21 protein-coding genes and 1 pseudogene are annotated in these 20654 nt (G+C 60.7%); 8 read left to right on the forward strand and 14 right to left on the reverse strand.

The features are described 5' to 3' along the window. Window position 1 precedes the first annotated feature (1 nt). Window positions 2-814 (forward strand): TOBE domain-containing protein, encoded by an 813-nt coding sequence (locus tag BHE01S_RS36320; RefSeq protein WP_042270779.1) that lies wholly within the window; start codon window positions 2-4, stop codon window positions 812-814. A 282-nt stretch (window positions 815-1096) separates the two neighbouring features. Here BHE01S_RS36320 and BHE01S_RS30910 read toward each other — a convergent pair whose 3' ends face one another. The 3 genes from BHE01S_RS30910 to BHE01S_RS30920 form a co-directional block, all read right to left on the reverse strand. Next, window positions 1097-2782: an ABC transporter permease subunit gene (locus tag BHE01S_RS30910; RefSeq protein WP_084069422.1), complete on the reverse strand. Its 1686-nt coding sequence runs from the start codon at window positions 2780-2782 to the stop codon at window positions 1097-1099. Further along, entirely contained in the window at window positions 2779-3795 is a 1017-nt protein-coding gene (locus BHE01S_RS30915) for an ABC transporter ATP-binding protein (protein ID WP_042270822.1), read from the reverse strand. The genes BHE01S_RS30910 and BHE01S_RS30915 overlap by 4 nt, the downstream gene beginning before the upstream one ends. A gap of 81 nt (window positions 3796-3876) precedes the next feature. Further along, window positions 3877-4893 (reverse strand): ABC transporter substrate-binding protein, encoded by a 1017-nt coding sequence (locus tag BHE01S_RS30920; RefSeq protein ID WP_174479546.1) that lies wholly within the window; start codon window positions 4891-4893, stop codon window positions 3877-3879. Between the two features lie 289 nt (window positions 4894-5182). Between BHE01S_RS30920 and hisN the strand changes: the two genes are divergently transcribed. The 4 genes from hisN to BHE01S_RS30940 all read left to right on the forward strand — a co-directional run bounded on the left by hisN (window position 5183) and on the right by BHE01S_RS30940 (window position 8213). Next, entirely contained in the window at window positions 5183-5974 is a 792-nt protein-coding gene (hisN, locus tag BHE01S_RS30925; protein WP_042270782.1) for a histidinol-phosphatase, read from the forward strand. 59 nt (window positions 5975-6033) lie between these two features. After that, window positions 6034-6804 (forward strand): DeoR/GlpR family DNA-binding transcription regulator, encoded by a 771-nt coding sequence (locus tag BHE01S_RS30930; RefSeq protein WP_042270784.1) that lies wholly within the window; start codon window positions 6034-6036, stop codon window positions 6802-6804. Between the two features lie 45 nt (window positions 6805-6849). Further along, window positions 6850-7287, forward strand: coding sequence for an NUDIX hydrolase (locus tag BHE01S_RS30935; protein WP_084069407.1), 438 nt, complete (start codon window positions 6850-6852; stop codon window positions 7285-7287). A gap of 563 nt (window positions 7288-7850) precedes the next feature. Continuing rightward, the gene (locus BHE01S_RS30940) at window positions 7851-8213 is read left to right on the forward strand and encodes a DUF7685 domain-containing protein (RefSeq protein ID WP_245639909.1); all 363 of its coding nucleotides are present in this window, start codon (window positions 7851-7853) and stop codon (window positions 8211-8213) included. A gap of 260 nt (window positions 8214-8473) precedes the next feature. Here BHE01S_RS30940 and BHE01S_RS38150 read toward each other — a convergent pair whose 3' ends face one another. From BHE01S_RS38150 to BHE01S_RS39610, 9 genes and pseudogenes are all read right to left on the reverse strand, one after another. Then, a complete protein-coding gene (locus BHE01S_RS38150; RefSeq protein WP_157025748.1) occupies window positions 8474-9271 on the reverse strand; it encodes a hypothetical protein in 798 nt (265 codons plus the stop codon). Between the two features lie 101 nt (window positions 9272-9372). Beyond that, window positions 9373-10266, reverse strand: a pseudogene (gene tnpC / locus BHE01S_RS30950) (IS66 family transposase); the annotation flags it as partial. Window positions 10267-10446: 180 nt separating this feature from the next. Then, a complete protein-coding gene (locus tag BHE01S_RS30955; protein WP_084069409.1) occupies window positions 10447-11637 on the reverse strand; it encodes an acyltransferase family protein in 1191 nt (396 codons plus the stop codon). Next, window positions 11634-12506: a class A beta-lactamase gene (gene bla / locus BHE01S_RS30960; protein ID WP_042270787.1), complete on the reverse strand. Its 873-nt coding sequence runs from the start codon at window positions 12504-12506 to the stop codon at window positions 11634-11636. Before bla ends, BHE01S_RS30955 begins: the two co-directional genes overlap by 4 nt. Window positions 12507-12556: 50 nt before the next feature. After that, entirely contained in the window at window positions 12557-14317 is a 1761-nt protein-coding gene (locus BHE01S_RS37320) for a M56 family metallopeptidase (protein WP_084069411.1), read from the reverse strand. After that, window positions 14314-14697 (reverse strand): BlaI/MecI/CopY family transcriptional regulator, encoded by a 384-nt coding sequence (locus BHE01S_RS30975; RefSeq protein WP_042270789.1) that lies wholly within the window; start codon window positions 14695-14697, stop codon window positions 14314-14316. The genes BHE01S_RS37320 and BHE01S_RS30975 overlap by 4 nt, the downstream gene beginning before the upstream one ends. Window positions 14698-15044: 347 nt before the next feature. Then, window positions 15045-15506 (reverse strand): DMT family transporter, encoded by a 462-nt coding sequence (locus tag BHE01S_RS39360; protein ID WP_245639910.1) that lies wholly within the window; start codon window positions 15504-15506, stop codon window positions 15045-15047. After that, the gene (locus tag BHE01S_RS39605) at window positions 15507-15722 is read right to left on the reverse strand and encodes an EamA family transporter (RefSeq protein ID WP_281177778.1); all 216 of its coding nucleotides are present in this window, start codon (window positions 15720-15722) and stop codon (window positions 15507-15509) included. After that, complete coding sequence (locus BHE01S_RS39610; RefSeq protein WP_281177779.1) at window positions 15719-15973, reverse strand: EamA family transporter; 255 nt, start codon at window positions 15971-15973, stop codon at window positions 15719-15721. Before BHE01S_RS39610 ends, BHE01S_RS39605 begins: the two co-directional genes overlap by 4 nt. A 389-nt stretch (window positions 15974-16362) precedes the next feature. Between BHE01S_RS39610 and BHE01S_RS30985 the strand changes: the two genes are divergently transcribed. Then, complete coding sequence (locus BHE01S_RS30985; RefSeq protein ID WP_042270790.1) at window positions 16363-17262, forward strand: DMT family transporter; 900 nt, start codon at window positions 16363-16365, stop codon at window positions 17260-17262. Between the two features lie 323 nt (window positions 17263-17585). Continuing rightward, window positions 17586-18086, forward strand: a complete 501-nt coding sequence (locus tag BHE01S_RS30990) for an SRPBCC domain-containing protein (RefSeq protein ID WP_167337723.1) — start codon at window positions 17586-17588, stop codon at window positions 18084-18086. Window positions 18087-18146: 60 nt separating this feature from the next. Here the strand turns inward: BHE01S_RS30990 and BHE01S_RS37325 are convergent, their stop codons facing one another. Both BHE01S_RS37325 and BHE01S_RS37330 read right to left on the reverse strand, forming a co-directional pair. After that, window positions 18147-19091, reverse strand: a complete 945-nt coding sequence (locus tag BHE01S_RS37325; protein WP_084069416.1) for a PoNi-like cognate immunity protein — start codon at window positions 19089-19091, stop codon at window positions 18147-18149. Between the two features lie 78 nt (window positions 19092-19169). Continuing rightward, on the reverse strand, window positions 19170-19628 hold the full coding sequence (locus BHE01S_RS37330) for an SMI1/KNR4 family protein (RefSeq protein ID WP_167337724.1): 459 nt from the start codon (window positions 19626-19628) through the stop codon (window positions 19170-19172). Window positions 19629-19923: 295 nt separating this feature from the next. Between BHE01S_RS37330 and BHE01S_RS37335 the strand changes: the two genes are divergently transcribed. After that, entirely contained in the window at window positions 19924-20355 is a 432-nt protein-coding gene (locus BHE01S_RS37335) for a CPCC family cysteine-rich protein (RefSeq protein ID WP_084069424.1), read from the forward strand. Window positions 20356-20654 lie beyond the last annotated feature (299 nt).

Genomic DNA, 20654 nt, shown 5'->3' on the forward strand with positions numbered 1-20654 from the left:
CATGCGCCGGAACGCGTCCGTCGCCGCCGGAGCGACGTTGCTCGGGTCCGAGCTGAAGCTGGCCGGTCGTCTCGATGCGCGCTTCTTCGCGTTGATGGAGGCGATCGACCACACTGGCTCAATCAATCGCGCGGCCCGAACAGCAGGCTACAGCTACAAGGGCGCGTGGCTGTTGCTGGAAAGCGCGGCCAATCTTGCCAGCCAGCCGCTGATCGAAACAGGAACGGGCGGCAAGGGCGGCGGCGGCACGCGCCTTACGCCGGCGGCATTCACGCTGCTCGACGCGTGGCGTCGGCTGGAGGCCGCAAACCAGGCTTTCCTGCACGAGCAGGAGGCGTGGCTCAACCAGTTGCCGGCGGTGGCCGGCCTTCTCAGGAGAATCGCAATGAAAACGACCGCGCGTAACCAGTTCGCCGGAACAATTGACGCTGTTATACCGGGGCCGGTTACTACCCAGGTGTCGGTGACGATACCGGGTGGCCAGCAAGTGGTCGCGACCATCACGACGGCCGCTGCCGGACGGCTGAAGCTTGAGCCCGGGAAGGAGGCGATCCTGCTGATCAAGTCATCGGCGATCGTGCTCGTGATCGACTTCGCCGGCTATACGCTGTCGGCGCGTAACCAGTTTTCCGGAACGATCTCGCGGGTCGAACGCGGTGCGGTTTCTTCGCTGGTTGTGCTGACGCTGCCGGGCGGCACCAGCCTGACGGCGAACGTCACCAACGACGCTGTCGATGCGCTGTCGCTGGCAGTCGGTATGCAGGCGACAGCGGTATTCAAGGCATATTCTGTGATGGTGGCCACCACGGCGTGACCTTAGGCGGCCTTTCGGCGATTACGCCAAAGCAGCCCAGCCAGTGATGGCAGCAAAGGCCGCCGGATGACCCTTCGTCCCGTTCAGTCGAATGGGCGGTTGCAGTTAACGTAGACGACATCTGTACGTCGGCGAACCATCGATCTGAACGGCGCATTCTGAACGGCGCATTCTGGGCGGTGTCGGAATTCGGCGCCGATCTGTCAAAATCAGTCTGTAAGACTGCGCCGTGCACCGGCGCGAACTGGATGCACGGTCATACATTGCATAGGGATGCGATCGTCATTGCACGACGTCGCGTCGCAGCATCACGCGCTTCATGGCAAGACGCATGAGCACCAGGGCAAGCGACGTCACGACCATGATGCACGTGGAGTAAGCGGCGGCCTGCGAGACGAAGCCGTTTTCATCGAGCTGCATGACAGCGACTGAAGCAAGATTCAGCGCAGGCGTAACAAGAAAGACGACAGCGGACAGTGTCACCATCGAGCGCATGAACAGAAAGAAAAACACGCTCACAGCAGTTGCGGCGACGAAGGGCAGCACGGCATCGTGGAGTGCATGGCGCAGGCCGCCTCCCAGGCAATCCACGACTTCCTCGAGCGCAGCCGGCACCGCACGCAAGCCCGTGCTCATCGTGAGAAAGCCCTGTGTGTGATAGTGATAGAAGTTGCAGAGCACGATCACGGTGGCGCTGCCATAGAGCCATGTCCCCAGCGGACCGCTATTGAATGCGAGAATATAAGCGAGACCCACGACCATTCCCGGCACGGCGGCGGGCAGCACGGCCACGGTGTAAATCAGCCGCGACACCGCGCCCGGCATGCGGCGCGCGCCATAGCTCAGCGAGAACAACAGCAGCACGCCCAGTGCGGCCGCCGCGAGCGAGATTTCCAGCGACGTGACGATTGCGCCATATCCGCCGGACAATTCGCCTCCGTAGTTGGCGAGCGTCAGTTCGAGACGGTACGGCCACAAGCGCACAAAACTCGCAAAGACCACGGTCGCGACGGACGCCACGATCGGCAGCAGCGCGAGCAGGCAGCCGACGCCGAGCAGCCCGTCACGCAGGCGATTCGCGCGAGGCGTCACCGGCACGCGGCTTTCCGATGCACCGCCGAACTGCCGTTGCGAAGCCATGCGCTCGATATACACCGAGGCGAGCGAAGGCAGCAGCAAGACCATGCCGACCGCAGCGCCCATGCCGAAGTTCATCTGCCCGGACACCTGGTTGTAGATCTCCGTGGCGAGCACGTGATAGTTCCCGCCGATCACCACCGCATTGCCGAAGTCGGTGATCGTCACGGTGAACACGACGAAGGCCGCCGACAGCAGGCCAAAGCGCGCATTCGGCAACGTGAGTGCGAAGAATTGCTGCCAGCGTCGCGCGCCGAGCACATCGGCGGCGTCGTAATAGCGGGCGTCCGATTGCGCGAGCGCCGCACCGATAATGAGCACCGCCTGCGGCAACGCGTAGATCACATCGGCGATCAGGAGTCCCCAGAAACCGTAGATTTCGACGTCCCAGCCGGTCCACTTGTGCACGAGGCCATTGCGTCCGAGCAGGAACAGCATGCCGAGGCCTTGCATCAGCGAAGGCGCGAGCATCGGGAGCAGCAGCGTCGCGCGGATCATGTTCGGCGCAGGCAGGCGCGAGCGCTGCAAGGTGAACGCGATCATGAAGCCGAGCACGATGCTCACGAGCGTCGTCGCGGCGCTCAGCACGAGGCTGTGCCATGCCGCCTCCAGCATGCCGGGCGTGCGCCAGAGCGCGACATAGTTGCTCACGCCCAGTCTCGCGTCGCCATTCAGCAGGCTATGCCACGCGATAACCGCAAGCGGATAGAGGAAGAACAGCGCGAGACAGGCGAGCGGCACCGCGACCATCGCGACGCGCAGCACGGCGCCCATCGTGCGGCCCGGGCGCTCGACGCGCGGGCGATTCGTGGCAGCAAGCGAGGCGCTCATGCCGCCACCCATGCGCAGCGGTCGTTCGCCACGGATAATGTGACCGGCGTGCCCGCTTCCATCGGCAGGACGCGCGGCTGTTCGGCGAGCAGTTCGCGGCCACACCAGTGCACGCGGATGCGCGTGGTGCTGCCGAGGAAGGTCGAGTCGATCACGCGGGCGCTCGCGCCTTCGTCGTGCGTGCCCGGCGACACCGTGAGATCTTCGGGACGCACGCACGCTTCGAATGCTGCATCGGCGCCGCCCGGATGGTGCTCCATCAAGGCGGGGAACGCATCGCGCACCCACGACGCAGGCAGCAGGTTCGAGGTGCCGATAAAGCTCGCCACGAAGCGCGTGCGCGGGCGCTCGTACAGTTCGCGCGGCGAGCCGATCTGCTCGATGCGGCCGTGATTCATGCAGATGATCTTGTCGGCGAGCGTGAGTGCCTCTTCCTGATCGTGCGTCACCATGATGGTGGGGATGCGCAGGCGGCGCTGGACATCGTGAATTTCGCGGCGCATTTCGACGCGCACCTGCGCGTCGAGCGCGGATAGCGGCTCGTCGAGCAGCAGCAGCGAGGGATCGACGGCAATCGCACGCGCGATCGCGACGCGTTGCTGTTGACCGCCGGAAAGCTGGCCCGGATAGCGGCCGGCGAGATGCGGCAGGCGAATCAGTTCGAGCAGTTCCTTGCAACGTGCGTCGATCTGCACGCGCGGCACGCCGCGAATCTTCATCCCATAGCCGATGTTCTGCGCGACCGTCATGTTCGGAAACAGCGAGTAGGACTGGAACACGATGCCGAAGCCGCGTTCGCGCGCGGGAATCTCCAGCAGCGAGCGCGTACCCATCGTGACACTTCCGCCGTCGGCGTCGAGCAGGCCGGCGATGATGCGCAGCAGGGTGGTCTTGCCGCAGCCGCTCGGACCCAGCAGGCAGACGAACTCGTCCTCCTGCACGTCGAAATGAATGCGTTCGAGCGCGACGTGACCGGCAAATGTCTTGAAGAGATCGGAGACGGTGAGATGCATGGTGACTTCCCAGAGTGGCCAGGCTAGATTGCCCGGCGTTGCGCCGGGCATGAAACGGACTACGGGAAAGCGCGACTGTGCTTAATGCATCACGTCGGTCTTGAAGCGCTTGAGTACGGCATCGTGCATTTTCGCGGAAGCGGCGAAGTCCATCGGGTACAGCACCTTGGAGACGTCGGCGGGCAGACCTTCGGCGATCTGTTCGGGCGTCGGCTTGATGCCCGGTGTCGTGACGATTTCCTTGTATTGCTGATAGAGCTTCGCGGCGTCGGGCGAGGCGACCCATTCGAGGAAGCGCCCGGTATCGACCTGATGCGTCGAACTCTTCAGCATGCCCGAGCCTTCGAGCTCGTAACCAACATACTTCGACGGAATCACCATCTTCACCGGGAAGCCGGCCTTGATCGACTGCATGGCGACGAACGCGAACGATGCGCCCACGGCGTACTCGCCGGTGCGCGCGAGCTTGCACGGTTGCGAGCCCGACGGCGTGAACTGCGCGACATTCGCGCCGACCCCCTTGAGGATCTGCCAGCCCTTGTCCTCGCCCGCGCCTTGCAGGATCGCGGCGATTTGCAGATAGCCCGTGCCCGACGAGGCCGGGTCCGGCATCACCACGTTGCCCTTGTAGACCGGCTTGGCGAGGTCTTCCCACGAGGTCGGCATGGGCAGCTTCTTCGCGGCAAGTGCGTCGGTGTTCACGCAGAGCGCGGCCATGTAGCCGGTCGCGGCAAACCATTTGCCGGCCGGATCGCGGAACTGCTTCGGCAGGCTCGACACGTTCTTGCCGCTCACCGGCGCGAGCTGGTCCGCGATGCGCGGATCGAGCAGATTGGTGAGCGCTTCGCCCCAAACCGCGTCCGCGTGCGGCGCGCCGGATTCGGCGATCATGCGCGCGGCGAGGTCGCCCGTGGACAGACGCAGCACGTTGACCTGTACGTCGGGCAGCGCCTTTTTCGCGGCGGCCAGGTACGTGGCGATTTCGTCGCTTTCCAGCGCGGAGTACACGGTGATCTGCCCGGCGTGAGCGGCGTTCGAGATCGTGCACGAGAGCAGCCCGAGGGCGAAAAGCGAAGTCAGTGTCTTGCGGATACGCATTGCGATCTTCCTGAAAGAGTGAGAGGCGACCGAAGAAGGAACCCCACAAAGTCGGAACCCCACAAAGTCACAAGGCGCGCGCGTTACCGTCTGTGTCGAACCGTGTGTTTGCGTTGTGTGGTTTTGTGGATATTTGCAGAATATTGGCATTGGGTCTAGCAATCAAAAATATCTGCTGCCATGATGGCGACACCACGAAAGCAAGCCTCTCGCGCTTTGGGCGCGGGGGGCTTGCGACACTGTTCACGTCACGGCAGCGTCAGCGCTGCCCCAGAAAAGGGCATTCAAGATGAGTCAGGAAAGCGACGATGTGCTGCGCGGATTCGAGGCATTTGCGGTTCAGCTCGCCGACGAGGCACGTGAGATCTCGCTGAGATATTTCCGCAAGAAGCTCGACATCGAGACCAAGTCGGACGAGAGCCCCGTGACCATTGCCGACCGCGAGATCGAGGCGCATATCCGCGCGCGGCTCGCGCAGCGCTTTCCCGCGCATGGCATCTTCGGCGAGGAGCACGGGCGCGAGCGGACTGACGCGGAATACGTGTGGGTGATCGATCCGATCGACGGCACGCGCAGTTTCGTGACGGGCTGGCCGATCTGGGGCACGCTGTTCGCGCTGTTGCGCAATGGCAAGCCGGTGCTCGGCATCATCGATGCGCCCGTGACCGGCGAGCGGTGGATCGGCGGCAAGCTGGGCGCGTGCGACGGGCAGGGCGTGGTGTTGCGCACGAGCGGCTGCACGCGTCTCGCGGCGGCGCACGTCTATGCCACCTCGCCCGACATCTTCGATGCGGCCGAACTGCCGGTGTTCGAAGCGGTGAGCCGCGCCGCCGCGAGCCGCCGGTTCGGCGGCGATTGCTACAGTTACGCGATGGTCGCGGCGGGCTACGTCGACGCCGTCGTCGAAGCGGGCTTGCAGCCTTACGACTATCTGGCTATCGTGCCGGTCGTGGAGGCTGCGGGCGGGCGCGTGACGGACTGGCAGGGCCGCACGGTGGGCATGGGCAGTGACGGGCGCATCATCGCGGCGGCCACGCCCGAACTGCATGCGCAGATCCTCGAGATCACGCGCCGTCTTTGAGCGCGCAAACGGAGCCGGATTAGCGATGAGGGGACAAGCGATGAGGGAGCAGACAGTCCATGCTGGTTGAGGAGCGATATCGCCGCATTCGCGCGCTGTTGAAGGCGCACGGCACTGTGTCGGTCGATCATATGACGGAGGCGCTCGGGGTCTCGCGCGAGACGATTCGCCGCGATCTCGTCGAGCTCGACACGGCGGGCGAAATCCGCCGCGTGCATGGCGGCGCGATGTTCGTGGAAAGCGAATTGCCGATCAGCGTGCGCGCGGGCATTCGCGTGAAGGAAAAGCGTGCGCTCGCGCGCGGTGCGCTCGCGCATATCGGCAGCGGACAGACGCTCTTCATCGATGCCGGCACCACGACGGCGATTCTTGCCGAAGCCCTCGCTTCGCTGAGCGGCCTGCACATCGTCACGAACTCGGTGGCCGTCGCCAACGAACTGGCCGGCGAGCGCGCCACGAAGTCGAGCGGCCATGCCGTGCATCTGCTTGGCGGCGCATTCAATGCATCGGTTGGCGCGACGTATGGCGGCGCGGCGATTTCCGAGGTACATCGCTTTCACGCCGATATCGCGTTGCTGTCTCCGGTCGGCGTGGATGCGGTGCATGGCGCGACGAGCTTTGTCCAGGAAGAGGCGGAAATGGCCGACGCCATGAGCCGCAACGCGAAACAAACCCTCATCCTCGCGGACTACTCGAAGATCGGCGTGCGCAGCAGGGTGGTGTCGTGTCCCGTCGAGCGCATCTCCGCGATTGTGACGAACAGTCGCGCGGCGAAATCGGCTGATGCACAAGCGCTGGCCGGGACGGTGCGCGCGATCAAATATGTTTGAGCCATTTCTTCGAATGACGCGGCGCACAAGCCGAGCCCTGGACACATGAAAGAGCGAGCTACCGTTGTTTGCTGGCAGCGTGACCGGATCCTGCTGGTGGAAAGAGGACGGTCGCGCTGGTCACTCCCGGGCGGGGCGATTTCGCGAGGCGAAACACCGCTCGAAGCCGCCGCGCGTGAACTCAGCGAAGAAACCGCGCTCGAGGGCCACGCACTCGACTATGTTTTCCAGTTCGGCGGGCTGAACAAACGCCATCACGTGTTTTTCACGCTCCTGCCTGACGATGCGCGGCCGAAGCCGAGCAGTGAAATCGTGAGCTGTCGCTGGTTCCGTCCCAGGAAAGTCGGAACGCTCGTGGCGAGCGTGCCGACCCGGCAGATCGTCGCGCTGCTTTTTGGAGCGGCGGGCACGCCGTCGGACTTCGACGTGGCGGCATCTGATGCGCGCGGAAAGGATGAGGCGAGTCGGGAATTCGTACCCTAATGTGTGGAGTGTGAGGTGTCGGCTCGACGTCGTCGTACATTTAACACAAAGATAATGATCGACTTTTAATTCGTAATCCTATTGTTTTTTTGGAGAAGCAGCGACGGTTTCGAAACTCCGGACCCTGCAGCGCGTCTGCGTTGAAGTCATGCGCGAATATTTTGTGAGCATGTCGGCCTGACGCGGCAAGCTGCGTAACTCATGCTGCGCCAACTTCAGCGATGCATACGGTCGTGGTGGGGTTCCGCCCAGGGACGTTCCGTTTTCGTGCGCGGATGTCTTGGGGGAGCGTCATCGAACGCGTCGATCCTGGATAACGTATCGCCTTCCTGGTCACGCTGCGGAAGACGCTTGACGCCTATCTGGCGCTGCTTGCCCCCAGAAATACCGCAGGTGCTCGCGCTCTCTGTCAAAATATCGGAGTCCGTTCGCCGGTTCCCGCGCACACCATTGCGGGTTTGTCGGGCTGCCTGTCGTTGCCAACGGTGACGAACACTACCGAAGATGGCAGCCTGAATCTATCCTCCGGCGTTCGCAGGAAGAACCGTTACAGCAGGGACGACATGGCACACGAGCGTTGCGAACAATGCGGCAACCAGACGCCGCGCTGGGACACCATACACTGTGGCTCTGGCGACGGTCGCTATGAGTTGCTCTGCACGCCGTGCTGCAATGCCAGGATTGCCGCGTCCACTGGATTGACCGATTTTGAGAACGCCCGGCTTGACCCGATCCGGATGATCGACTGCTATGGGGAGCCGCACCAGTTTCATTTTCAGCTCCGGCTCCTGGGAGAGTCCGTGCCCGCGGCGATCGCCACGCTTGGTCGTCGGGCGCTAGCCGGCCAGGAGCAGCCGTTCGTCTTCGCAATCGAGAAGATGCTCGAAAGTCGCTTCATGCTCGTAACTGGCCATCCGGCCGTTTAAGACGATTTGCTGTGCGCCGGAAGTTAGAACTCAAGAGTAGGGAGTGTTCTCTGGCGCACCATTCTCGCTGTGCAATCATTCGTCGTCGGGGTCATCAGGGCCGTCTGGGGGCTCCGGATAATGGTAAGCGCACAATCAAGGCCGTCTTGACGGCGAGGCGTTATGGTTGTTGGCAAGTCCCGGGACGTACAATCTGCGGCGGCAATACTGGCGACGCCCCGAAGCAATTTGCCAACACGGCGGTTTTGGCGAGTCGGCGCTCAAGGTCCTGACGCCGGTTTGGCCATACCAGAAAGTCTTCTGGCACTCAGGTCGATATCGTTGGCGCTCAGAAAGTCGTTCTTGGTATGCCACTTCACTGTGCCATCCGGAAGGCCGAAGATGAGATCATTGTCGTCGGGCATCACATCGGTATCAGGTGCTGTCGGGAACCCCTTTGTTCGCCATGCCAAGGCAACAAGCGTCTTCTTTCCCGAGGGTGATACTCTGAACACGCGGATCCACGCCGGATGGTCACCCAGTGTCGACGTATCAACCGAGTCATCGTCCGACGCCGTCCGCGGCGCCCAGCCGATATCAATGATCTTGACAGCGTGCCCCGTCCGGTCCAACTGTTCCTGACGTTGAACCTGCTTCCCCAGTAGCCGGAAGCGGGACGCAGGGACATGGGATCCAGCCATGTAGTATTCCGCGATGACCCAGTCTCCCCCCGATGACACGATCGGCACATCCCGTCGCCGACCATAAGAATAAATTCTGGTCAGGTCGTGCAGTACTGATCGTGGAACCGTAACGCCTGGAAAGGAATAGCGCGCTGGCTTGAAGTCGCTCGCTTCTGCCCTGATCGAGTTTGCAGCGTTCATATCCAGACGCAACAGCCTCGGCGATAGAGTAATCGATATCAAGGCCTCGTCAGTCACTCTGGCGTACCAGGGGGGACTGGAAGACTCGATCGTCTTGATGACGGGCTCTTTATGCAATGTAGCGAACACACCGTGCGAGATCAGAACGCCAGCAATGGCACCCGCTGTGGCGAGGGATTTGGGTCGAATTTTCATCGTAATGTTAGATTTCCTTATCGGTTTGGAGCAAACATACTCGACGAGTTCCGTAAGCGCGCAATAAACCACGTGGCTTGTGCGAGGCGCCCGCCCGTGCGTCAGTCCGTGGGCGCGATGAGCCGCCAGGGCAACAGCGCCTCGTAATCGTCCACCTTCTGAGCAAGCGGCAGCGCTTTGAACAGCGCGACGAGGTACCCATACGGCTCGACGCTGTTTGCCTTACACGTCTCGATCTGCGAGTACAGATTAGCCGCCGCGTTCGCGCCAGCGACCGTGTCATAGAAGAGCCAATTTTTTCGGCCGACGGTAAATGGCCTAATCGCGTTTTCGCACGCGTTGTTCGAGATCGGCCAGGCGCCGTGCTCGACGTAGCGAATCAGCTTCGGCCATTGCCCCTTCAAGTAGTGCGGCGCTTTGCCGAACGCGCTTTGCGGCAACACAGCGTTCAACTGCTTCAGCAGCAACGCTTCGATTTTTTCGAGCACGGAACGACTCTCTCGTTGCCGCGCGAGCAAACGATCCGCAGGCGTCATGTCTTCGCAGCGCGATTCGATCGCAAAGAGCTGCCCGATCAGTCGAATGAATTCGCTGACAGGATGGTCGCGGCCACGCTCCGCCTTCGGCAGATTCTCTTCGGCCTCGATCATGTAGCGACGCGCATGCGCCCAACAGCCCAAATGCACGAGCTGGTTGTTATCGGCGACATCGTTGTACGGCTCATAGCCGTCAGTCATCAATGCCGCACCGGGCTTGATGCCAACAAAGAGCGCCGCGGCCTGGGCCGCGCTGCGCGTCGGGCTGTAACTGAACAATCGAACCGGCGGGCCGGTGCCGCTCATCTGCGCCCACATGTAGCTCTTGCGTTGAGCGGCGCGGCCCGGCTCCTTTAGCACCTGCACCGTCGTTTCATCGCCGTAGACGATGTCGGCCTCGAGCAAGTGATCTCGCATCAAGTTGATCAGCGGCTGCACTGCCGTGCCGACGCGTACGATAAAACCCGACTCTCGAACCCGCCTACATCGGTCAGCAGGAACCGCGCTTCGAGATTTTGTAACGATGCCCCTTCTTGAGGCAACCGCCGTAGAGCGAGAATTGGGCTCGCACACCTCTTTCTGTAGCGTCATCGGTGCGCCGCATTGAGGGCCGTCCTGCGCCCAGGGCACCCAAGACTTTCATGTGTCGAGACTGGAACCCTTCGACTCATTCATGTTCTGCGCGCAGCGTCCGCTTCCCAAACGAAGGCATCCAGGAACCAGCCACTGCCGGATGTTGCGATTCAAAGGCTCCGCGTAACAACGCGCGATGGACGTTGCCAGCCCCGCGGAAAGCAGCAGATAGGCAGACAGAAGGGCCAGCTTTTCGTCTCCCGTCACGCCGGAAGGCGGAAAAATCGTTCGCATCAAGCCCAGCACGATCAGGTGAAACAGATAGAGTTCATAGCTCAGTCTGCCGAGCCCTTCGAACACGGCGGACGGGCGCGCGGGTCGGATCGTTGGTTCGACCGGGCGATTTTGTGCGGCCAGCAGCAACACCGCCGTGCCGACGGCCACGGCCGTAACGCCGAACACGTTGCTTTCCCGGATCGGCCAGAACAGGTAAACGAATGTCATCCCCGCCGCCGTCAGCCACGTCAACAGGCTCCGCATGCCACCACGCCAGACGACGCCCCTCCCGAGCGCTGCCGCGCAGCAACCGATGGCGATTGCATCGAAGCACGCGAAATACGCGTAGAGATATCCGCCCTCGTCGCCTTGATGGAAGAACCGGTAAGCGGGGCCCGCAACAATACATGCGAGCCAGAAAGCAATGAGCCGCGCTTCCCGGCGAAACGCGAGGCAAAGCAGCGGAAACGACAGGTAAAACACCTCCTCGATGGACAGCGACCACAACACGCCGAGCGCATAGTTGGTCCATCCGTGCGCACCGATCAGTACGTTCATCCAGAAAGTTAGCGACGCGAGGTTGACGAGCCAGAACGAAACCGGCGCGCCAACCGGCGAGTGATTCTGAAAGATGGCGATGCCGGCCTGTGCCAGCGCATTCACTGCGGCCAGCAACAGCAGCAGGCACGGGATGATGCGCGCGATACGCAAGCCGTAAAACGCCCTGACATCAACATGACCGGGTTCGGACCAGCGACGAAACGCGTTCGTCGTGATCAGATAGCCCGAGATCACGAAAAACATCGTGACCCCATAGTTGCCGTTTCGCGCCACGGCGCGAACCGCCTCCCAGCCGAATACGCGCGACAGAGAAGTGTCGTCGAGCCGGTAAGCGATATTGAAGTGGTGAAACAGCACGAGCAGGATCGAGATGCCCCGCAGGAGATCGATCTGCCGGTTTCGCGTGCCGGCGTCCGTCATGCCGTGCCCGTGGCCCACCGCACGAACGCCGTGCCCGCTTCGCGCAACACGGCCTCGCGCGCGTCCATGCCAACGCCTGGCGCATCGTAGTAGACGGCGACGAGCAACGGCGCGCGCCCGGGCGGGCGAACGAGCGCGTAGTCGTTGGTCTCGCTCTCGACGCTGGTCCCGGGCCGGTCGGCGGCCTGCCAGCCGGCGGGCAACACGGCGCGAATCCGGTTGAGGCCCGGCTTGCAGTCGGCCATGCCGCGCTCCAGTTGTGCGCGCGAACCGGCGCTCAGGACATCGCCGAGCAGAAGGCGCTGCACCGTGGTGGCGATGGCCTTCGGCGTGGTGGTGTCGAGCAGGCCGCGATAGCGGTTCGAGTCGGGCTCGTAGCGGTCCGAGCGCGTGACCGTATCGCCGAGGTCGCGAACGAACCGGGTGAGCGCGGCGGGACCACCGGCGCTGCGCATCAGCAGGATCGCGGCCGTGTTGTCGCTCTCCACCAGAATCGCCCGGCAGAGCGCGTCGATCGACATCGCGCCGCGCGCGACGTTGGCTTTCGTCACGGGCGACGTGAAAACGAGGTCCGTTTCCGTATAGCGCACGAGGCGATCGAGCCGCTCCGCGCCGCTGTCCACGCGTGCCAGTATCTGCGCCGCGAGCAGTCCCTTGAACGTGCTGCACATCAGGAAGCGTTCGTCGGCGCGATGGCTCAGCGTGCGTCCCGAACCGGTGTCGATGGCGAACACGCCGAGGCGTCCGCCACGCCGGCGCTCGATATCAGCGAGCGGCGATTCGGCGGCGTGCAGCGCGGGGACGACGCCCATGCCGGCGAGCAGCGGCAATCCAATCAAAAGCTTTCGACGCGTGATCGAGTGAGTCACGGTTAAGTCCGGTCAGTGAGAGTGAGGAAGAACGGTGAGCGTGGCGAGCGTCAGGTCAGCTTGCGCGCGAGCAGGAAGCGGCGGATGTTCATCGCGTCGTGTGCGGGGAATGCAGTCGGTCCAGCGTCCAGAAACACCATCGTGACGCTGTCCCGAACCGAGCGCAGCCGCATGGTCAGGCAGCGTCCAGCCGCGTCGGTGAAGCCGGTTTTCGACAAGGCGATGTCCCAGCCCTTTTGCCCGACGAGCGGATTCGTGTTCTGGTATTCCACGAGCTTGCCGTCGATCGGCACAACGCTGCGCGAGTCGGTCGTGGCGCGCACGATAGCCGGATACCGGGCCGCCGCGTTCACCATGACCGAGACGTCGCTTGCCGTCGACGTGTTGAGCGGCGAGAGGCCGGTTGGCTCGTTGATCGTCGTGTGCTTCAAGCCCAGCGCGGCGATCTTGGCGCGCATCGCGGCCTGGAACGCCGGGAACCCGCCGGGGTACTGACGCGCCAGCGCATACGCGGCGCTGTTGTTCGACGACATCAGTGCGAGTTGCAGCACTGCGTACAGCGGTAGCCTCGCGCCCGCAGGCAATCCCGTGCGGCTGGGGCGCAACGCTTCGGCGTCGCTGGCGTCGATACGAATGGTTCGGGTCATGTCGGGCCGCGCGTCGAGTACGACCATGGCCGTCATCAACTTCGTCAAGGACGCGATCGGCACGATATCGTCGGGCCGCTTCTGGAACAGGACCTTGCCGGAGTTGTCGTCGATCACCACAACATGGTTCGATTCGAGCCGCGCGATCGCCACGATACCTGCCGCGTGTTGCGACGCGGGCGCGGGCCAGAGTGTCTGCGCTGTTACGCACAACCCAACGAATCCGAACGCGATGGCCGGGACGTGCGCCGTCCAGTTCGGCGAAGGCAGGACGGGCTGACAGAGACGCCTGATGCGGTCCAGCAGCTGGCCGCCCTGCGCTGATTGCGCGACCGGCGCACAGTCGGCGTGAGTCGATTGAAGAGTATCGAGCTGCTCGAGCGCAAGCGCCAAACGGCGCGGGTTCTGGATGAGTGTGGCGGCGATCTGATCGGCAACGCATTCCCGCTCGATACGAATTTGCCGCGACAGCCACCACACTGCCGGGTGATAGAAAAGCAGCGCTTCGTTCACGCTTTGCAGCAGGTTGACCAGATAGTCGGCGCGCTTGATATGCGCGACTTCGTGCGCCAGCACCGCCTCGAGCAGATCGGGCGGCATACGTGTCAGCAAGGCCGCCGGAACCAGCACCAGCGGCCGCCACCAGCCGATCGTCAGCGGGCTCGAGCGATGCGCCGTCACGTGCAGTACCACCGGGCGCAACAGCCCGCAACGCGCGGCCAGCGCGGATACGGAGTCCTGCCACCGGGTATCCGGCCAGTCGGGAAGAGCCTGGCCGATCCGACGCACCCATAGCAACCCGGCCGCCAGACGACACGACATGACGGCAACACCGGCCAGCCATACCGCAACCAGCCGGGGCAGGGCGTCGTCCAGCGTAAGCGGCGCGCGGGTGCTTATCGTCGGCATGATGGGGGAATTGCTCGTGCGAAGCCAGCCGGATGTCCACGGTGCCGCTTCGATGCCCCGATACACATCAAGCACCGGCACAGCGAGACATAACAGCAGCGAAACGCAGGGCAGCGCATAGCGACTTTGCGGGCTCGCGCCGCGCAACAGCCGCAACGAGAGCGCCGTTGCCATGCCGATCAAGGCACCCTTCCACACGAACTGCAGGAGCGCCCATCCCAATGCCTGGACGAGTGCCCCGGACGAAGGACTCATCGCTCGTCCCCGTGCAGAAACCTGCGAATTTCATCACGTTCTTCCTGAGTCACATGCTTGCGCAATGCGGCCATAACGAGCGCCTTCCCCGAACCGGAAAACGCCTTGTGGATCAACTCCTTCAACAGGCTGGTTTGCAGCGCGTTCTGGCTTTGCGCGGGCGCATAGACGTGGGACCGCTCGCTCTCGTCGCGCGTAAGCAGCCCCTTCGCGTGCATGACCTGCATTTGGCGCAATACGGTGGCATAGGTAACGTCGGCCCGTTCCTCCTGAATCGCCTGATGGACCTGCTTGACGGTGGCGGGGCCGATTGGCCATAGAACCCGCAGAAGTTCGAGTTCAGCCGCGGTCGGTCTGGTCACGGGAGCGGTTTTGGTCATGACGAAACCTTGGAAAAACGACAAGATGTAGAATAGTTTGTCTAGAACAATTTGTCTACATTAGCATGGTTTTGCTGCCACTGCCGATATCTGTTCGTGGCTTCATCCGCGGCATACGGGCAGCGCCCTTGACTGACGGGTGCGGGTTGGCTTATGTCTTTTACAAAAGGCGCGCGCCCGAAGCGATCACCGCGTCCAGTCATTGTACGCAGGGCGGCCATTTTGAGACGTTCGAGGCATCCAGCTGGTTCGTTGGCAATCTGCAGTCGATTGAGTGCCCAGACTCCAGCACTGATGCAAATCTGCCGCTCAGCCGCAATCCCCAAGGTGGCGTTCTGTTGGCCGGCTTAGGGGCGCGCGGTACCAGCGCGAACTGCTTGCTCCGTTTCGCGCACGGCGCGTTGTCGTCCAATCTGCAACAGCGCTATGCTTGCCAGAATCAGGGCAATAGCCGCTACTTCCAGTATGCCAACTCGTTCACCGGCAGCCCAACCTATCAGCAGCGCGACGGTAGGTGTAATGTAGGTCGAGCCCGATGCCGCTACCGCGCCGAGTTCCTGCAGCAAATAGTAGTAAATCAGGAACGCGACTCCGGTGCCTGGAATGCCGAGCCCTACCACGACTCCAGTGGCTGCACGCCAATCCTTAAGGATGCTGGCCATCCCCGAGAAGTTCGTCGACACCGCTAGTATGAGTAGGGCCAACCCCATTTGCCACGTGACCAACGCCAAGGGCGGAAGATTAAAGGGCGACAGGAAACGACGGACATAAACGTACGACAGCCCGAGGATGACCGCTCCTGCCAACATTCAGAAAACGCCGGTGAGATCGATCGGGTTGTCAGCACCTTCCCAGGGCCGAGCGATCAGAACAATGCCGGCAAAACCGAGAACCACGCCGACCACCATCAATCTGTTCACTTTTTCCGTTCGCAAGAGCAATAACGAGAAAATAGCGGTAAATATCGCGATAGAGCCGCCCAGAACACCCGCGATGCCCGACGGGAGCAACGCGGTGCCGTTCACAATCGCAACACAGTAGTGTAGAAGGCTGTCGCCACAGCCGCCATGACGAAAAAATGCGGAAGATGACGAATCTGGCTACGCTCGATTACTCCTTTATGCCATGCCGCAAACGCCAGTGGGAGGAAGCCAAAAAACACCCGCAATAAGGCGATCTGCATTGGGCTGATCAACGCGGTGGCCCACTTCATGTAGATAAAATTTGATCCCCAGATGAAGCCAAGAAGAACGAAAGAAACCTTGGTAAGTCTCATAGGGCCCTCCTGCCAGTCGACGACGAGCGTTGGTGCTCAGTAAAGCAAAGCCTGAAATTCGCTGATAGAACGAGAGCGGCATCGCCGCAGGACATATTGGCCGTGACGGGGATCTGCCTCGGCTGTGGAAATTCCGTCACGCGCAGCGTCCGATGGTCGGATCGGCGTACGAAGGAGGCTGGAATTTCAGGTGTATGAACGGCCGCTCCGCAGAGAAGCGGGTGACCGAAGTGGGTTGCCATGCCATTTGCATAGCACACCCGCCCGAGACGATCGTTTCGCCCGGTCTTGGGACGCTACCGCCCACAACCGGTCATTGGACAGTCACTGACGAATCGCTGACAATCTAGCGACCCCGCAACGAGCACCTACGGCTGCCGGAAGCGTATATGCGCCCAAATTTTCTCGTCTCCGATCGCACCGCCCAGTATCAAACGATCGGGCTAATACTGATATCGATGTTCTGTTTCGCGATCGTCGATGCACTCGGCAAAGCGGTGGCGCTCGATTATCCAGCGAACGAAGTAACGTTCTTTCGCATGCTGTTCGGCATTGTGCCGGCCGTTCTAGTCAGTCTTCGTGGCAAGTCGTTGATCGCTCGCGTTAAAAATATTGACCTTCGCGGACAGATAATGCGTGCGCTGACACTTCTCGGCGCTTCAGGACTATTTTTCGCAGGCTTGCCGTACCTACCATTGAGCGAGGCCGTGGCAATTGTTTATTCAGAGGCGATGTTTGTCGTTGTCCTCGCCCCGTTGCTTCTTGGGGAGCGCTTGATTCCGCGGAATACAGTCGCAGCGTGCGTAGGCTTTCTCGGTGTCCTTTTAGTTGTCCGGCCTCATGGCAGCTTGTCGACTCTCATTGGTCCGTGTTTGCTGCTTTTGAGTGCTTTGTGTGGTGCTCTTTCCATGATTCAGATTCGCAGGCTCAAGGTTAGCGACGACTCAAGCGTAACCGTGGTCTTCTTCACAGTCGTTGGGACCGCGGTGACCGGTGTTTCCCTATTGTTTGCGTGGCGGACGCCGACGTTGAAGAACCTGCTCATCATGGCACTGCTGGCTATGTTCGCCACTGCGGGCCAGCTTCTCTTTACGGTCGCAGTAAGGCGTGAAAGTGCTGCGACACTTGCTCCTTATACCTACACAAGCATCATTTGGGCAACGCTTTTTGGCTTCTTCGTGTGGGGCGAGAAGTTAGACTTCGTGCCGGTCCTTGGAATAATCGCAATCGTCGGAAGCTCGATCGCTGTTGCGATTCGGGAAGAGCCACCTGAGGGACCAGCGGTGTAGTTCGAGAAACCGGTATCGGAAGTTAAAGGCGATGCGAGGTGACGGAGACGCGACGTGCCGAAGGCGCTGCGTCGATCGTCGTCAATCTCAGTTGATGCAAAGGTCAAGTGAATGTCCGCTATCGAGAAAGCTGAAGGTCCCTTGTGGGCACTCAGCCGGTCGACACGCTTCTATGCCGCCTTGGTTAATGCGAGATCCGTCAGGCAGTGGTCGGCCAATTTGAGACACTCGACGTCGCTGCCTAGATCGTCAACAATCTGTGCGTTCAAGACTGCAGCAACGCAATTGCAACCGACTACGGGACGAATATGGGCTTACGGGGCATGATTTTGGGAGGCATCGCTGTCACTGTTGTCGGCGTAATTGGAGCCCTTCTTGTCCTGCACGAAGATAGCAGCATACGAGCTGACATTTTCATCGATCGGCCGCCCGCGGATGTCTGGCACGTCATCTCGAACAGCACCGCATATTCCGACTGGAATCCCTTCATTACCCGCGTTGACGGCGACTTCAGGGCGGGAGAGACAATCCGCATTGTGCTAGGGCGTGGCCCGGATTCGATGGTGTTCAGGCCGACGGTTCTGGCCGCCCGTCCGCAACATGAAGTTTGCTGGCGCGGCAGTGTGTGGATTCGCGGCGTCTTCGACGGCACACATTGTATTCACCTAACTGCCGCAACCGGAGGCACCCAGCTTGAGCAAACGGAGTCTTTTTCGGGATTGTTCGTTGGGCGGTTGACGAAAGACGTGATCGAGGAAACTCAGCGGAACTTTCAGGCGATGAATGTCGCGGTTAAGCGACGCGTGGAGACGGAAACGCCCTGAGCGTTCGCTTATCGCGCGACATCCAATGATAGGCGAAGAACATTGCCGATTGCATCAAGGTTAGCCACACTTTCGGCCCGGTAGCACGTGAATTTCTCGGTCATGACTCTGTTCACTTTTCCCGAACAGACGCCTCAACAGACTTTCCTGCGTTATGCGGGATTGGCCGGCTACTGTAGCTACTGCAACCTGAACAGACGAGGCGCTCGTGGTCGGCCCATCTGGTCGAAGCAAGTCACCTGGATAATGCGGCTCGCCTAGGCAAAGGCTGTCATCCAGTCCGAAAGCCTTAACCGTCGCCACAGCTTCGACACACCAGAATCCAAAGTATGCGCCACCTTCTATGTTTTGAGAAAACCCATACCAATAGGGACGATCGTATATTGCTGTCACGCCGCCCCCCTTCGGGGGCCGGTTGAGTTCCGCGTACCAGTTTTCCACGAACGTTTGAAGCAAGTGTGGCTGTTCCTCTGGCGACGCGTCAATCGCTTCGAGCAACCTCGCGTACGGTCTCGGGTGACACACAGCCGTACCGATCCGGCGACCGCGATCTCGACTGGCGATTACACGGTCGAGGAGCGTGTCTTCGCCTTCGTTGCCCATCAGCGCGACAAGACGCCGCCACTGGTCATCCGGGATGTCCAGGGCAAGCGCAAGTCCCGTCAACCAGAAGCACACAATGTAGTTGTCGAGATTTGTGGCCCAGCTATGGCGCGAGAACTGCTGCTCGGGGGAGAACTCATCAGCACCGAGCCGTTCCGATTCTGCCCAGGCATCAAGAAGCCCGGGGAAATATTGCATCAATTCACGAACGGGATCTCCGCGTGAATAGCGCTCCAGCATCAATTGCCAGTATTCCCGGGCAATTTCAAAAACGTACTGTGGACGATAGCGTGGATTGGACGGAGGTTCTTTGCACTTCGCCCACATGTGTTCAATTCGATTGTGCGAATGGTCAATCCAGTGGTCCCAATAGGGCGTAGGGGCGAGTAAATCTCTCGTCATCGTGCCACTCCGATTATCTTGGATGCCGGGAAAATTTTTCCTCTAGTTTTTTAGATTTTTCAGGAATTCAGGATCAACTCAAACCTCTTTGATTCGAACGGGATCAAGAAAAACATCGTCTATTTTAAATTCGCGAAGAGAATCTAAAAATTCATTCAACGAATCCCCAACTCTTGATAACGCATCATATCCTGGAATTTCATGGTCAAAAAAATAAATTTGCCCGAAATCACCGTCTTTCAACGAGACGCAGACGTAATTTCCACCCTCGGCGTGGGCGATAGGCGCGTAACCCGAGACCTGCGTCTGCTTCATGTATCCCATATGTCGAATAACGTGGTCGAACGGGAGGAATTGAGTTACTCCGGCGCTGTGGCCGTTTGGGAGAGAAAATTCGTTGAGATCAAAATGTGCGCCATTCAAAGTCTGCAGACTTTTAATATATTCATTTGGCAGAGGTCGACCGATTTTGCGCTCCACTTCGGACACAACATAGGAAGACGGTTCAGGTAATGCATCGCGGATTTTGATCTTCAATTCCACCTCACTCGGAGACCTCGGGAAACGTGGAGACGGCAGGTTTTAGCTCAGTCTTAATGATCTATCGAAGGCCGCGGGATTTCCTGCAGCGGCTACAGTCCCCGTTAACAACACCCATTCTCGCACACGCTCGGCCACAAGCGGGCGGTCGACATGCAGGTGTAGATGCTCGACAATCCGTACCATGGGAATCGAGGCGTCGTAATACTTGCGGATCGCAACAATGGCTCAAGAGAATCGCTCAATCTCGGAAAATGACCTGGTTATCCCTACCCGGGATGTAGAAGCGCAAATGATCGGCGAAAGCTCGACGCTGCTCGTGAGGGCAGGAACTGTCGGAACGGTCGTGCTTGTCCATTCAGATCTCGAACTGGCTGCCGCATATGAAGTGGAATTCCCGCTTGGCGCGCGCCAATCAGCGCTAGCGACTATCCCAAGCACAGACTTGCAGTGTTGTGTCCCAGGCTACCGCAGAGTATGTGAGTGTTGTGGCCACCGTACCCTTATCGATCTCTGTCCTGGATCATACGAAATCTGCCCGGTCTGCTTTTGGGAGGATGACTTGATTCAGGCGCGCGATCCTGATTTCGCCGGCGGCGCAAATCGACCGTCTCTCTCGGAGGCTCGCCGCAATTATGAAATGATCGGCGCGTGCGAGGAAAGAGCATTACCACATGTTCGAAGACCGGCAGATGATGAGGTAGATTGGGCTCGGCAGGCATAGTCGCCACATAAAGCGGCAAGCTTGAACCCAGCTCTGCGGCGGGGCAAGGTCTGCGCCTGACTATTACGCAGACGGTGCCCAAGACCCTGGGCGCGGTCGGCATTACCCACTGGTGCCCCTGACGGGGTGTCCTTCCCCCCGCCGCGACGACAGTATAACGACCTTTCGGACCAGTCAGATAGCTGCTCGCGAATGGCCACTAACGGGACCGCTGAAGGTCTCTTCCGGGTCGAGTTATGCCTTTTGCATGAAAGGCCGCGCCCGTGCCGATAGCCACACTCGGACATGGGGCGGCGGTC

It is taken from the genome of Paraburkholderia heleia NBRC 101817 (assembly GCF_000739775.1).
Classification (GTDB): domain Bacteria; phylum Pseudomonadota; class Gammaproteobacteria; order Burkholderiales; family Burkholderiaceae; genus Paraburkholderia; species Paraburkholderia heleia.

What these genes read in the sequence shown, in the direction of transcription:
- BHE01S_RS36320 (WP_042270779.1), top strand. Translation starts at nt 2, where the DNA reads ATGCGCCGGAACGCGTCCGTCGCCGCCGGAGCGACGTTGCTCGGGTCC.
- BHE01S_RS30910 (WP_084069422.1), bottom strand. Translation starts at nt 2,782, where the DNA reads ATGAGCGCCTCGCTTGCTGCCACGAATCGCCCGCGCGTCGAGCGCCCG.
- BHE01S_RS30915 (WP_042270822.1), bottom strand. Translation starts at nt 3,795, where the DNA reads ATGCATCTCACCGTCTCCGATCTCTTCAAGACATTTGCCGGTCACGTC.
- BHE01S_RS30920 (WP_174479546.1), bottom strand. Translation starts at nt 4,893, where the DNA reads ATGCGTATCCGCAAGACACTGACTTCGCTTTTCGCCCTCGGGCTGCTC.
- hisN (WP_042270782.1), top strand. Translation starts at nt 5,183, where the DNA reads ATGAGTCAGGAAAGCGACGATGTGCTGCGCGGATTCGAGGCATTTGCG.
- BHE01S_RS30930 (WP_042270784.1), top strand. Translation starts at nt 6,034, where the DNA reads ATGCTGGTTGAGGAGCGATATCGCCGCATTCGCGCGCTGTTGAAGGCG.
- BHE01S_RS30935 (WP_084069407.1), top strand. Translation starts at nt 6,850, where the DNA reads ATGAAAGAGCGAGCTACCGTTGTTTGCTGGCAGCGTGACCGGATCCTG.
- BHE01S_RS30940 (WP_245639909.1), top strand. Translation starts at nt 7,851, where the DNA reads ATGGCACACGAGCGTTGCGAACAATGCGGCAACCAGACGCCGCGCTGG.
- BHE01S_RS38150 (WP_157025748.1), bottom strand. Translation starts at nt 9,271, where the DNA reads ATGAAAATTCGACCCAAATCCCTCGCCACAGCGGGTGCCATTGCTGGC.
- BHE01S_RS30955 (WP_084069409.1), bottom strand. Translation starts at nt 11,637, where the DNA reads ATGACGGACGCCGGCACGCGAAACCGGCAGATCGATCTCCTGCGGGGC.
- BHE01S_RS37320 (WP_084069411.1), bottom strand. Translation starts at nt 14,317, where the DNA reads ATGAGTCCTTCGTCCGGGGCACTCGTCCAGGCATTGGGATGGGCGCTC.
- BHE01S_RS30975 (WP_042270789.1), bottom strand. Translation starts at nt 14,697, where the DNA reads ATGACCAAAACCGCTCCCGTGACCAGACCGACCGCGGCTGAACTCGAA.
- BHE01S_RS39360 (WP_245639910.1), bottom strand. Translation starts at nt 15,506, where the DNA reads ATGTTGGCAGGAGCGGTCATCCTCGGGCTGTCGTACGTTTATGTCCGT.
- BHE01S_RS39610 (WP_281177779.1), bottom strand. Translation starts at nt 15,973, where the DNA reads ATGAGACTTACCAAGGTTTCTTTCGTTCTTCTTGGCTTCATCTGGGGA.
- BHE01S_RS30985 (WP_042270790.1), top strand. Translation starts at nt 16,363, where the DNA reads ATGCGCCCAAATTTTCTCGTCTCCGATCGCACCGCCCAGTATCAAACG.
- BHE01S_RS30990 (WP_167337723.1), top strand. Translation starts at nt 17,586, where the DNA reads ATGATTTTGGGAGGCATCGCTGTCACTGTTGTCGGCGTAATTGGAGCC.
- BHE01S_RS37325 (WP_084069416.1), bottom strand. Translation starts at nt 19,091, where the DNA reads ATGACGAGAGATTTACTCGCCCCTACGCCCTATTGGGACCACTGGATT.
- BHE01S_RS37335 (WP_084069424.1), top strand. Translation starts at nt 19,924, where the DNA reads ATGATCGGCGAAAGCTCGACGCTGCTCGTGAGGGCAGGAACTGTCGGA.